Genomic DNA, 12,524 nt, shown 5'->3' with positions numbered 1-12,524 from the left:
AAAATCCGAATGGAAGGCAATCAAAATTTTCAGAACGATAATAAGCGGCAGGACGATTTTTTCGAGGAGCGTATGAGGCAGTTTCAGACACCTCCTTTTCCGAATGTTCCATTCTCCGCGCCGCCGCGCAAGAGCAAGGCGTTGACAGGGCTTTTCTCTTTTCTGTTTCCGGGCATCGGGCATTTCTATCTGGGACTCATGCAGAAAGGGCTCGTCGTCATGCTGCTGTTCATTCTCAATATCGCCGCTATCCCTACGGTCGTTATCAGCATGGAAGGGGATAACTTTATTCCTCTGGTTGTTCTGATCAGCTGCTTGCTGCCGGTCGTTTACTTTTACAACATTTTCGACGCCCTGCAGCTGGCCGACAAGGTGAATGCGCGCGCAAGAATGATACAGACCGGAGAGCTGCCACCTGAGGCTTGGGGAACGGATCCGCTTGGGGGCGCAGACCGGCCGAACCGGATCGGGCTTGTGCTGATCGGAGCGGGAATCGTCTTCTTTTTGCTCTTCAACAGGCCGGCGTGGTTCAATGAGCTGTTTCATATGAACGGCTCCTATATCGGCGCCGCTATTTTGATCGGAGCGGGGATCGTTCTGTTCGTAATGGAATCGCGCAAAAAATAAAGCGAAGGAGAATCGCTATGTTGAAGGTTGGGAGATATACGGCCGCTGCTCTTATGGTGCTGGTGGGTGCGCTTCTGCTGATCGATCAGTCGACGGGCAGCTCGTATTTGGCCAAAGCCGTCGAGTGGTGGCCGGCCGTATTGATCGCGTTAGGCGTCGAATACATGCTGTTCAGCTTCATTTACCATAAAGGCGAGCGTCAGCTCAAGCTTGATTTGGGAGGCGTCATGATTGCCGTTATTATCGCGGCGATCGTCGTTGGCACGACGCAGGCCGGCAAAATTTCCTTCGATTGGTTCAACGTTGTTTCCGGAAACGGGGGCCAGAAGTTCGAGAAGGAGGCTACGACGGTTCCGCTGGCCTCGGGTACGGAGCAAATCGAGCTGGACAACACGAACGGACCTATTTATATTAAATCGGGTGCTGTAACCGGCATTCTAATTGAAGCTACGGTTTACGTCGACATGTCCGACACCGCCGAAGCCGAGAAAATCGCCGATCTTTCGAAAATCGAATATAAAGAAGGCAGCAAGCTGCATATCGAAGCCAAGGGCGAGCCGTACAGCGGAAAGCTCGGCATCAGAAGAACGCCAAGAATGGATCTCGTCGTAACGGTTCCGGAAACGAGCGGTTATGATTTCGATTTCGAGACGCGCAACGGCAAAATCGAAGTCGACCGCATTGCCGCCAAAAGCCGCCTGAAGCTGCAAACGACGAACGGGTCGCTTACTTTGACCGACATTAACGGAAATACCGAAGCCCGGACGACGAACGGCTCGATCAACGCAGCCAATATCAAGGGCGATGCGGAGCTTAAGACGACGAACGGTTCGGTCGATATTTCGCAAGTCGAAGGCAAGGTGAAGGTAGAGTCCACGAACGGCAAAATTATCCTGGATCAAGCAGGCCGCGAAGTCATCGCGATTACGTCGAACGGTAAAATCGAAGCCAGAAGCAATACGATCGGCGGCGACTGGGAGCTGCGTACGACGAATTCGAAGGTGGAAACGGAGCTTCCGTCCACCGGGAATTTCACGGTCGACGGAGCGACGACGAACAGCTCGGTCGATACCGATCTGCCTCTATCCAAGGACAAAAACAGCATCGAAGGCAAGATCGGCACGGGGGAACATAAGGTGCTGATCCGTTCCAGCAACGGGCATATTTCGGTCAACAAGAGCGATTGATTGACGATAGGGCTTGCCGCCGAATGCGGGTTTTCGTTTCAAAAGCCGGAAAGCATGTCCTTCGCCGAGTGTTCCATTTCTCGGTAAACGCCGGCCTGCAGGACGCCGGTAGGCGTTATCCTTGATTGACAAAACGAACGATTCGAACGTACAATGAGAATAACTCGCAATATCAAGCCGAAAAGGCGAGCATAAGAATGATGGTGGTGAGTACCGTGGGAGCCCGATTTGAACAAGCGCTGGATAAGCTGAAGTCGACAGGAGTGCGTATGACTCCGCAGCGACATGCCATACTTTCATACTTGTTGGACACGATTTCGCATCCGACCGCTGACGAGATTTACCGGGCGTTGGAGGGACGCTTCCCTAGCATGAGCGTAGCGACCGTGTACAACAACCTGAAGGTATTTATCGAATCCGGACTTGTGCGTGAGCTTACTTATGGCGACAGCTCCAGCCGGTTCGATGCGGATATGTCCGAGCATTATCATGCCCAGTGTGAGAATTGCGGCAAAATCGTCGATTTCAACTATCCGAAATTGCATGATGTAGAGCATATAGCGGCATCGGAAACAGGCTTTGTCGTTCGCGGCCACCGGCTCGAGGTATACGGGCTTTGCCGGGAATGCGCAAGTACGATCAAACATTAAGAATATACTTTCCAGAATCGAGCAGCAGCATACTTTGCGAGATTTGTCGTAAAATATAGTATAATAGGACGTACCGGCTTGCATGTTTATGCGGCGGGATACGTCCTTTTGTTTTATTCGGCAAGTGCGATAATGCCGCCGACGGACGGTTTATCTTGTTGACCATTGTCGATTTTTCGGTTAATCGGCAAAAACATATTGCAGAGGCAGCTATAAATCTGCAGGAAACGACAGCGTTAACGGCGCAATAGTCGTTTTTCTCGGTTATTTCCCGGGAAAAGTGGAACATTTTAGCGTTTTTGATCGTTTATTATATAAAAGGAAGTGAGTTATGGAACCGGCAGCAATGAATGCCGAGCCTAGACGCCGCAAGTCGGGAAGGCTCGTCCCGCTTATTTTCATCTTGTTTATGATTGTCATACTCGGCGGTGCCGGTTACGGTTATTGGCACTTTTACTGGCCGAATTCTACGCACCAGACGCCCGATTTCGACGGCTCGAAGAAACCGATCTTTTATCGCGGAGCGATGCTGAAGCTGCCGGCGGCAGGGGAGAAGGAAGCGCTGAAGCTGCCGATCGACGTCTATAAAGATTTGATCGATCCGAACATCCGCTATGAGGAACAGAGCCAGTCGGTCATTATTACGACGCAGGACAAGGTTGTCCGGCTCAAAACGAGCCAGCTAACCGGACTCGTCAACGAGAAGCCGTTCACGCTTCGTTTTCCTGTCGAGAAGATCGACGATAATACGTATTTGCCCGTCGAGCCATTATTAAACTACTATAATATCGAAACGAGAGAGTCCGACGAAACGGGAGCGGTAATTCTTCATAAAGAAGGCGACGTTATTCAATGGGGGAAAGTTACCGCATCCGCCGATAAGCCGGATAAACTGCGCGCCATGCGTACCGAGCCTACGGTGAAAGCGCCGATCGCGGCCGACGTGAAGCAAGGCGATTCCGTTATGCTGCTTGAGGGAGAGAACGACTGGTACAAAGTTCAGCTACCGAACGGTTATATCGGCTATATGAAGAAAAGCGAAGTATCGCTGGACCGCACCGAGACGATTCCGATTCAGGAGCGCAAGGAGCCGAAAGCTCCTTGGAAGCCGCTTGGCGGCAAAATCAATTTGACCTGGCAGCAGGTTTACAACAAAAATCCCGATACGTCCAAAATCGGCGCCATGCCGGGCTTGAACGTGATCAGTCCGCAATGGTTTCATCTTGCCGACGGCGAAGGCAACTTGAAAAACACCGGCGACATCGCTTTTACCAAATGGGCGCATGCGCAGGGATACCAGCTATGGGCGCTGTTCTCCAACGGCTTCGAGCCGAAGCAGACATCCGAGGCGCTTGCAACATACGACAAGCGGATCAAGATGATCAAGCAGCTTGTCTCTTATGCCCAGATGTATCAAATCGACGGCATTAATATCGACTTCGAGAACGTGTATTTGAAGGATAAAGAGAATGTCGTACAGTTTGTGCGCGAGCTAACGCCATTTTTGCATGAGCAGGGGCTTGTCGTATCGATCGACGTTACCGTGAAGGACGGCTCCGAAGTGTACTCGCTCTTCATGGACCGCCGTGCCGTCGGCGAAGTCGTGGACTATATGATGGTTATGACGTACGACGAGCATTGGGGATCCAGTCCGAAAGCGGGTCCGGTTGCTTCTTTGCCTTGGGTGGAGAAGGGGCTTACGCAAATCATGGAAGAGGATGATGTTCCCGCCTCCAAGCTGGTGCTCGGCGTTCCGTTCTATACGCGCTTATGGACCGAGGAAATGAAGGACGGCAAAACGAAGGTTAGCTCGAAGGCCGTAGGGATGGACGTCGTGCAGAAAACGATCCAGGAGAAAAAGCTTACGCCGACCTATGACAAAGCATCAGGCAACAATTATGTGGAGTACAAGGAAGGCGACAAAACGATCAAAATATGGATCGAAGACGCCGTTTCCATGAAAAGCAGAACCGAGCTCGTCAAAAAATACGATCTTGCGGGCATCGCTTCGTGGAGCCGCTCGTTCGAGACGCCGGATATTTGGAACGTCATTAAAGATACGCTCGAGAAGCGACCGTAACGGTCGGCAGTAAACGAAAAAGCACCTGCAAGCGTGACGAACGCTTACGGGTGCTTTTTGGCGCTTGAAAGCTCATGGCTGCAGTGCGCGTTTGCGAGATCGCGTATGTATCGTGCGATTCCGGCGGTTTCGTTATTGCGGCGTATGCTGCTGCGTTGCCGGCTCCGTTTCCTTCGGAGCGTGTGTCGGATCGAGTGTCAAAATCGTTTTGCAGAACATGCAGCGGTCGGTTTTGCCGAGAATCTTCGTCGTTTTGCCGCACTCCGGACATTCCAGTACGACTGCGCTTGTCGAAAGCATGCCTGCCCAGAAATAAACGGCCATGCTTGCAAAGACGCTGATTAACCCGAGAACAAGAAAAACGGCTGCGATGACCCGGCCGACCGTACCCCACTCGAATACGATGCCGGCCATGCCCAGCACCATGATCAGCAGGCCGAACATTGTCAGCAGCAGGCCCCATAGGCGAAATTCATTAACTTTACTAGACTTGAATAACATCGGTTTCCTCTTCTTCCATCAGAAAATGTGACTTTTCTCCCATGCGGCAGGAAAGTGCTGTTTGGTGTAGAAGTCTACAGTATACAGAAATTCAAGCAACGGACGGAGGCAAGCATGGACCGATTCAAAACCGAGCTCTTCGAAAGATTAAAAAAGGAAGAACACGTTATAAGTGCGCTGTTGGTCGAGCAAGAGTCGCCGCATGCGCTTTTGAGCGATCAATTCCACCGGCTTGTGTTGATCGTATACGAACGGAGCGAAAGCGCCGATAATCTCCTTCATTATATAAAAGACGGAAGCCGTATACAAGAACGATGGCTTCAAATAGGCGATTTGGAACGTTTGATCCGCCATGCGGAGAAGAGCAGTGTCAAACAGTGGATCGTGCGAGGTGAAATCGTGTTGGACCGCAGAGGGGAATTGGAACGGTTGCGGCACCGGCTGCTGGAATTTCCGGATCGGCAGCGCGAGCGGAAAATGATGACGGAGTTTGCGGCATTTTTGCGTACATCCTCGCTGGCAAAGGACTATTTGCGCGAGCAGCACGTTATGGATGCCTACAGCTGCGTTATGGCGGCGCTTCATCATTGGGCGCGCATCGTCATTATCGAACATGGAAGCCATCCGGAAATGACGGTATGGGAGCAGGTATACCGAATTAATCCGGGCGTTTACAAGCTGTATGAGGAGCTTACCTCGAGCAGTGAAACGCTCAAGCAGCGCGTCGAGCTTGTGCTGCTGGCCTGCGAGTTTTCCGTCATGTCCAAGATGGAACGCTGCTGCATGCCGTTACTGCAAATGCTGGAAAGCCGGGAAGAGCCTTGGAGCTCCGCGGAACTGCTCGAGACGGCGGAAATCGGCGATATGCAGGAGCTGTCGCTGCTGCTGAACAAGCTTGTCAAAAAATCGTTAGTCAATGAAGTCGCCGTATCGCTAACGGACGATTTTGGCGAGCTTGAAATCCGTTATACCAAATAGAACGGACTTTGTGCTATACTAAGGCTTATTGAATAATTTTTCACCACTAGGGGAGCCTGAATTGCCAGGCTGAGAGCAGACGGCGTCTGAAACCCTTGGAACCTGAAAAGGCGCATAACGGTTAACGTTATGTTCGCCGCCTGGATTATACCAGCGTAGGGAAGTGGTTATGCGTTTTTTGACGTGTATCCACAAAGCCAACCCTTGCGGTTGGCTTTTTTTTGAATCCCGCAGACTGTTCGATATCCCGGTAAACGCGCCTGTTCGTAAGCACATGCTTACGAAGCTGCTTTCTCCGAAAGCGATTTGGATGGCGAAGCCGTTTACCTTGTGGAGCGCAGTTTGCGAGGGGTTGTAAAATGCACTCCGCGAGTATTCGGAAAACGACGAATCGTTGATGCGGGGATGAGCGGAGGAGGAGAGAAGATGCGGCTTACCGTTAACGGCGAGCTTCGGGATGTGCCGGATGTCGGCACGGTCAGCGAGCTGCTTACTGCATTCAAGCTGGAGAATAAGATTTTGGTCGTCGAGCTGAATCGCGCGATTATCGATCGTAACAGCTATGGCGATACGAAGCTTCAAGACGGCGATCAAGTGGAAATCGTGCATTTTGTCGGGGGCGGTTGACCGCTTAGGTTAGGCTCTTAACAAGAGGTTTTGCTGCGACTCATCCATCATTTATTACGAAGGAGCGTTCAATATGAAAGATTTGCTGAAAATCGGACCTTATGAATTTCAGTCCCGTCTGCTGCTCGGAACGGGCAAATTTTCATCTCTCGATATCCAAGGCAAAGCGGTCGAAGCTTCCAAAACGGATGTGCTGACCTTTGCGATACGGCGGCTTCCGATCGATACGCCGGATGCGCCCAATTTTCTCGAGACGCTCGATTTGAAGCAGTACACGCTGCTGCCGAATACGGCCGGCGCATACACCGTTGAGGAAGCGGTCCGTATTGCGCGCTTGGCCAAAGCGAGCGGATTGTGCGACATGATCAAAGTCGAGGTCATCGGCGATCCGAAGACGCTGCTCCCCGATCCGGTAGGTACGCTTGAGGCGACTAAAATTTTGGTCGACGAAGGCTTTATCGTGCTGCCGTACACGTCGGACGATCCGATATTGGCGCGCAAGCTGCAGGAAGCGGGAGCTGCCGCCGTCATGCCGGGAGCGTCTCCGATCGGCTCCGGCCAAGGCATCGTTAATCCGAACAACCTTCGTTTCATCATCGAAGAAGCGAAGGTTCCGATTATCGTGGACGCCGGAATCGGCGGACCGGCCGATGCTGCGCTTGCCATGGAGCTCGGAGCCGACGGCGTGCTGCTCAATACGGCGGTATCGCTCGCCCAAGATCCCGCTTTAATGGCGGAAGCGTTCAAGCTCGCAGTCGAAGCGGGGCGCAAAGGATTTTTGGCCGGACGCATCCCTAAGAAACGTTATGCATCGGCTAGCAGTCCTGCTGAAGGTATGATCGAATAAGGCAAATGCTCAAAAAAGCTGTTTGATTCGCGCTCGCCGCGGATACAAACAGCTTTTTTTCGTTACTGACAGCAAGCGACGGCTCTAAAGCGAGCGGCAAGCGGAGGCGCCATAGTCGCCGTTCATCTTTGCGATAGTCCCGGGAAATTAAACGTTATATCGAGCACACGGCTCAACCTTCCGCCGGCAGGGAATAACCGAGCCGCTGCGAAATGCTGAGAGCGGTTTGGTTCACAAGCGCGCCAAGCAGCGGAATTTGCTGAATCGGCATATCGGTCCGCAGACCGGTAATACTTATTGCCGCTTTCAATTGGCCCCGATGATCGAATATGGCGGAGCCGATGCAACGAATGCCCGATTCTCCTTCCTCGTCCTCGATGGAGTAACCTTGGCTGCGTATGTCGCTAAGCGCTTTTTTGAATTCAGCGGCGTTCGTAATCGTATTTTCCGTTTTCTCGGGCATGCCGCGCGTTTCAAGGATGAGATCGAGCTCAGCGTCAGGGATATAGGCAGCCATCGCCTTGCCGACGCCCGATGCGTGAAGCGGCAGGCGCTGCCCCACATAAGTGGAAAACTTGACGAACTTCCCGTTCTCCACTTTCTCCAAGTACATAGCCTCCCCATTATCCAATACGGCGAGATGAACGGTGAAGCCCGTATCATGCAGCAGCTTGTTCATGAAAGGCTTGGCCAGCTCCCGAATTTCGATTTTGCTCAGCAGCGTCAGGCCGATATTCAGAAATTTCGTGCCGAGCTTATATTTGCCGTCTTCCGTTTTCGTGATGTATTCATGCTGATCCAGCGTATTCAGAATAAAAAACACGCTTGTTTTCGGAATATCGACCATTTTGCACAACTCGCTGACCCCGATCGCTTCATCGTGCTTAAATAACGTTTCAATAATGGCAATCGCTTTTTCCAATGCGGGGACATTATATTTTTTGGATGAGTCCATACTTTCACCTCGAATATCGCTTCGCTGTCGCCGCTATGCGGGTATCCGGCGCGGTGACAACGTTTTCAACATCTTTCAGTATAGCATCTTGTGGTTTACTTCTCAAAAAAATAAACACCAGTTATCAGATTAAACGAAGTTTCGATATTGGGTTGCTTTATTTGCTGATTTTTAAGGGAAATTATGTGGGTGAATCTGCTCGATAGGCATGCTATTTTATAAACGATGTTTTAAAAATGCGGAAAACATGCATTTCCAGCTGTGTAATTAGGCGATTTCACAAATGATAGCACAAACTATAGGGATTTGAAAACGCTTTATTGACAAAAAGGCATGCGGTATATATAGTTATCATTAAACATTGTTTAATATGCAAAACGAAATGGCGCATTCTTTGATGAAAGGGATTTCATAAGGGTTAGGTGACGCCACGACTTTCGCATCCTGCTCCAAAAAAAGAAAAGAAGAATCATTCAACTGGGAGGTTCAACACTATGAAACAAAGCAAAACGTTAAAAGTGTCGGCAGCAGCATTGACGGTCGCGGCTCTTCTCGCCGGCTGCGGCAGCAAGGACAACTCGTCCGGCGGCTCGTCCGAATCATCCGATTCCGTAACGCTTTCGATGACGTTCGCCGAATCGCTGTTTGCCGGGGTGCATGAGGATTTGATCAAGGAGTTTCAGTCCAAGCATCCTACTATTAAAGTAAAAGCGGAAACGCTTCCAGACGGAGTCATTTACGATTCGCTCCGGACGAAAATTTCAACCGGTGAAATGCCCGATCTGTATCAAATCAACATCGGTCATGTAACAACGGATATGGCGAACAAAGGCGGCTATATTTATGACTTGAGCTCTCTGGAATCGAGCAAAAACTACGCAGACTCCATTCGCAAGGCTACGACGCTTGACGGCAAGACGGCTTTATTTTCGCTAGGGGTAGGGGTAATGGGTTTTGCCTACGATAAGAAAGCGTTCGCAGAAGCCGGGTACGCAGCGCCTCCCAAAACATGGGACGAGCTTCTCGACCTCGGTAAAAAGCTGAAGGCCAAAGGAAAGGATCTTCTCGTGTATTCATCCAAGTGGGAGACGGGGATCGCCAACGTATTCCACTGGACGTTCGGTGCCAAAGCTGCCGCCGATGATGCTTTCAAAAAAGCGTACTTGTCCAACAGCCTGGATTTCAGCAAGCCGGAAAACCGCGCGTTAGTGGAAGAAGGCTTTAAACGCTTTAAAGAGCTGAATCAATACGTGCGTACAGGCAGCTTTACGAATGAGTACTCGGTGGCGCAGCAAGCGTTCGCTAACGGCGACGCGGCCATGCTTATGGGCGGAACATGGGAGGCAGGCGCGCTTCGCAAGCTTGCGCCGAACATGGATTTGGGCTTCATGAACCTGCCGTATTCGGCCGAGGACAAAAACCCGTATATTTTCGTTCCTGAGGACGGAATCGCCATCAATGCAAAAAGCAAAAATGTCGAAGCGGCCAAAACCTTCCTGAACTGGCTCTTCAGCAAGGACACATACGCCAAGATCCAGGAAACGAAAGGGACGTTCTCCGCCCAAACCGGCGTAGGCAAGCTCGATGAGTCGTATGCCGAAGTGCCGAAATGGCTGGAAACGAACCGTGTCGTATCGTTCGCGAACACCGGCCCTATTCCGAGTGCGACATGGGTGGCGCTTGGAAACGCCGCTCAGGAATATACCTTTAAGGACGACTTGAACAAGGCCGTCGATAAATTTATAGCCGAATACGATAAAACGAAACAAAAATAATAAAGCGGCGATGCCCGTCAAGCGGCAGGCGGCATGACGAAGCGGGGGTGGCGGAAGGCCGCCGCCTCTTCGTTTGGCTTTTAACATTTACTTGCAGAAACGTTTTATTGCATGCGTGGGATCAATAAGTCGAAGCGATAAAGGGGCTAGGCTATGCAGAAGAAGATGTTCATGACAGGCGTGATCTTTATCCTTCCGATAACGGTCATATTGGGCGTGTTTTTATTTTTTCCGATTTTCCAATCGATTTATTACAGCTTTACGGACTGGAAGGGCGTAGGCGCTTATAAGTTTATCGGCCTGGACAATTATATCGACATTTTTAAAAGCGATGATTTTACGAAAGCGCTGAACAGAACGTTGTTCATTGGAGTTGCGACTGCCTGCTTGGCTAACGTGTTCGGTTTGCTGCTTGCCATTCTGCTAGATCAGAAGCTGAAGACCAAAACGCTTCTTCGTTCTTTGTTTTATATTCCGAATATTATTCCGATTGTCGTAGCCGCATTTGTTTGGCGCTATATGCTGGATGCGAATACGGGTCTGGTTAACGTTACGCTCAGCAAAATTTTCGGAGAGAAGCAAACGATACCGTGGATCGATTCACCGGATTATGTCGTGTATTCGCTTATTTTCATTACGGTGTGGCAAATGATGGGGCCGATCATTATCGTATACCTTGCTGCTCTGCAAGGCGTTCCCCATGAAATAAAGGAAGCGGCGATGATTGACGGCTCTTCCAGATGGAGACAATTCTTTTCTATTACATTGCCGATGATCGCTCCGGGCATAACGGTCAGCGTACTGATCGGGCTTGCGAACGGGATTCGGATTTTCGATCTTCCATTTGCGTTGACCGGCGGCGGTCCCGCCTATTCAAGCGAAACGCTTGCGATACGGATTTACCGCTATGCCTTTCAGTCGACCGAGTTTGCGCACGGAATGGCCGCTTCCTTCGTATTAACCGCCGTCGCGCTGATCATTACGATCTTTTTCGTTTCGCTTTCCCGCAAATATGAGGAGGGAGCTCATTCATGAAGAAACTTCGCTACGGTGCGTTCGAGCTGTTCTCCATATTGCTGGCGCTGGTCGTTTCCATTCCGCTTTACGTCATTATCATCAATACGTTCAAAACGCATCAGCAAATCGCCACGAAACCGCTGGCGTTTCCGGATTTTAGCGTCGGCTTCGGCAATATCGTCTCGGCGTTCGAGAAAATGGATATCGTACGCTCTTACGGCGTCACATTCCTGATCGGAGCGATTACGCTTTTTTTCGCCGTGAGTCTTTCCGCGCTCGCCGCCTATGCGGTGGCCAGAGTCAAGCATCCGCTGTTTAATGCGATGTATTGGGTGTTTTTGTCGGGGATTTTGATTCCGGTGCAATCCGCGCTGATTCCAATCGTATTCTTATTGAAGGATCTGCATCTTCACAACAATCTAATCGGCATTTCGCTCGTTTACATGGCGGTGCTTTCGCCTTTTTGCATTTTTACTTACAGCGGCTTTATGCGATCGCTGCCTTTCGAATTGGAAGAATCGGCTTATATAGACGGCAGCTCGCCGTTTCGGACGTTCTTTCAGATTATTTTCCCGCTGCTCAAACCGGTTACCGCTACATTGATCATTATGCAATTCATCTATATATGGAATGACCTGCTGCTTCCGCTCGTTATTTTGAATTCGAAGGATTATCCGACGATCAGCATCAATCTTTATAAGTTTTTTGCGGGCAGAGGGATGGGAGACTACAGTCTGCTCTTCGGCGGCATCAGCTTAACGCTGCTTCCGATCCTCGTTATTTTCGTCAGCTTTCAACGTTATTTCGTCAAAGGCTTGTCGGCCGGCGCGGTTAAGGGATGATCGCACTTTATGGCGTTCGTACGATGCTTCAAGCTTGGAAAAGCGCGGAGCCGTGCGGGCGCCTTCTATGTTTGCGGGCTTGAAATCAGGCGTGCCGGCCAGGAAAAGGAGGGAATCATATCGCGTTTGAGGAGGCTTTGCGAGGGCGATTATTTGATAGTGAAAAAAATGTTGAGAAAAGTGCTTGACTTAATGTCGAATCCTGTGATAAATTAGATTTCGCCGCTTCGGAAGGCAGCTCGGTAACAAACGAGCAGCGAAATGCAAGAAAAAAGAATTTAAAAAAAGTTCTTGCATTATAAACTGAAGATGTGGTAAGATAAAAAAGTCGCTGAAAAACAAAGCGACATAAATGAAACAAAAAAGCAACAAAGAATTGTCCTTTGAAAACTGAACAATGAGCGAAATAAAGCCAGCAAAAACAAGCAACAAATCGCA

The 12,524-nt window shown here is 50.3% G+C and carries 13 protein-coding genes and 1 riboswitch; of the genes, 10 read left to right on the top strand and 3 right to left on the bottom strand.

The features are described 5' to 3' along the window. The first annotated feature begins 9 nt into the window (after positions 1-9). The 4 genes from DQG23_RS26295 to DQG23_RS26280 all read left to right on the top strand — a co-directional run bounded on the left by DQG23_RS26295 (position 10) and on the right by DQG23_RS26280 (position 4,544). Entirely contained in the window at positions 10-627 is a 618-nt protein-coding gene (locus DQG23_RS26295) for a hypothetical protein (protein WP_113034016.1), read from the top strand. 17 nt (positions 628-644) lie between these two features. Further along, entirely contained in the window at positions 645-1,814 is a 1,170-nt protein-coding gene (locus DQG23_RS26290; protein WP_113034015.1) for a DUF4097 family beta strand repeat-containing protein, read from the top strand. 200 nt (positions 1,815-2,014) lie between these two features. Continuing rightward, positions 2,015-2,464: a peroxide-responsive transcriptional repressor PerR gene (gene perR, locus DQG23_RS26285; protein ID WP_113034135.1), complete on the top strand. Its 450-nt coding sequence runs from the start codon at positions 2,015-2,017 to the stop codon at positions 2,462-2,464. Positions 2,465-2,795: 331 nt separating this feature from the next. After that, on the top strand, positions 2,796-4,544 hold the full coding sequence (locus tag DQG23_RS26280) for a glycosyl hydrolase family 18 protein (protein WP_113034014.1): 1,749 nt from the start codon (positions 2,796-2,798) through the stop codon (positions 4,542-4,544). Between the two features lie 132 nt (positions 4,545-4,676). Here the strand turns inward: DQG23_RS26280 and DQG23_RS26275 are convergent, their stop codons facing one another. Further along, positions 4,677-5,045 carry a DUF2614 family zinc ribbon-containing protein gene (locus DQG23_RS26275; protein ID WP_113034013.1) on the bottom strand — a complete coding sequence of 123 codons (369 nt, stop codon included), beginning with the start codon at positions 5,043-5,045 and terminating at the stop codon, positions 4,677-4,679. Positions 5,046-5,159: 114 nt separating this feature from the next. Here DQG23_RS26275 and DQG23_RS26270 point away from each other — a divergent pair, with 114 nt between their 5' ends. From DQG23_RS26270 to DQG23_RS26260, 3 genes are all read left to right on the top strand, one after another. Next, the gene (locus tag DQG23_RS26270) at positions 5,160-6,023 is read left to right on the top strand and encodes a nucleotidyltransferase-like protein (protein WP_113034012.1); all 864 of its coding nucleotides are present in this window, start codon (positions 5,160-5,162) and stop codon (positions 6,021-6,023) included. Positions 6,024-6,061: 38 nt separating this feature from the next. Then, positions 6,062-6,202, top strand: a riboswitch (TPP riboswitch). Positions 6,203-6,449: 247 nt separating this feature from the next. Continuing rightward, a complete protein-coding gene (thiS, locus tag DQG23_RS26265; protein ID WP_113034011.1) occupies positions 6,450-6,650 on the top strand; it encodes a sulfur carrier protein ThiS in 201 nt (66 codons plus the stop codon). A gap of 73 nt (positions 6,651-6,723) precedes the next feature. Continuing rightward, the gene (locus DQG23_RS26260; protein ID WP_113034010.1) at positions 6,724-7,497 is read left to right on the top strand and encodes a thiazole synthase; all 774 of its coding nucleotides are present in this window, start codon (positions 6,724-6,726) and stop codon (positions 7,495-7,497) included. A 172-nt stretch (positions 7,498-7,669) separates the two neighbouring features. Here DQG23_RS26260 and DQG23_RS26255 read toward each other — a convergent pair whose 3' ends face one another. Beyond that, positions 7,670-8,452, bottom strand: a complete 783-nt coding sequence (locus DQG23_RS26255) for an IclR family transcriptional regulator (protein ID WP_113034009.1) — start codon at positions 8,450-8,452, stop codon at positions 7,670-7,672. Between the two features lie 494 nt (positions 8,453-8,946). On the opposite strand from DQG23_RS26255, the gene DQG23_RS26250 reads away from it, so the two are divergent. From DQG23_RS26250 to DQG23_RS26240, 3 genes are all read left to right on the top strand, one after another. Beyond that, the gene (locus DQG23_RS26250; protein ID WP_113034008.1) at positions 8,947-10,227 is read left to right on the top strand and encodes an ABC transporter substrate-binding protein; all 1,281 of its coding nucleotides are present in this window, start codon (positions 8,947-8,949) and stop codon (positions 10,225-10,227) included. A 153-nt stretch (positions 10,228-10,380) separates the two neighbouring features. Next, on the top strand, positions 10,381-11,262 hold the full coding sequence (locus tag DQG23_RS26245; RefSeq protein ID WP_113034007.1) for a carbohydrate ABC transporter permease: 882 nt from the start codon (positions 10,381-10,383) through the stop codon (positions 11,260-11,262). Continuing rightward, the gene (locus DQG23_RS26240) at positions 11,259-12,086 is read left to right on the top strand and encodes a carbohydrate ABC transporter permease (RefSeq protein WP_113034006.1); all 828 of its coding nucleotides are present in this window, start codon (positions 11,259-11,261) and stop codon (positions 12,084-12,086) included. Before DQG23_RS26245 ends, DQG23_RS26240 begins: the two co-directional genes overlap by 4 nt. A 115-nt stretch (positions 12,087-12,201) precedes the next feature. Here the strand turns inward: DQG23_RS26240 and DQG23_RS43070 are convergent. Continuing rightward, on the bottom strand, positions 12,202-12,524 hold a 323-nt coding region (locus tag DQG23_RS43070), incomplete at its 5' end, for a hypothetical protein (RefSeq protein ID WP_238178032.1).

The sequence above is a fragment of the Paenibacillus contaminans genome (assembly GCF_003285015.1).
Lineage (GTDB): Bacteria > Bacillota > Bacilli > Paenibacillales > NBRC-103111 > Paenibacillus_V > Paenibacillus_V contaminans.
The sequence above is the reverse complement of the archived record's forward strand: the minus strand, read 5'-3'. Positions and strand labels throughout refer to the sequence as shown.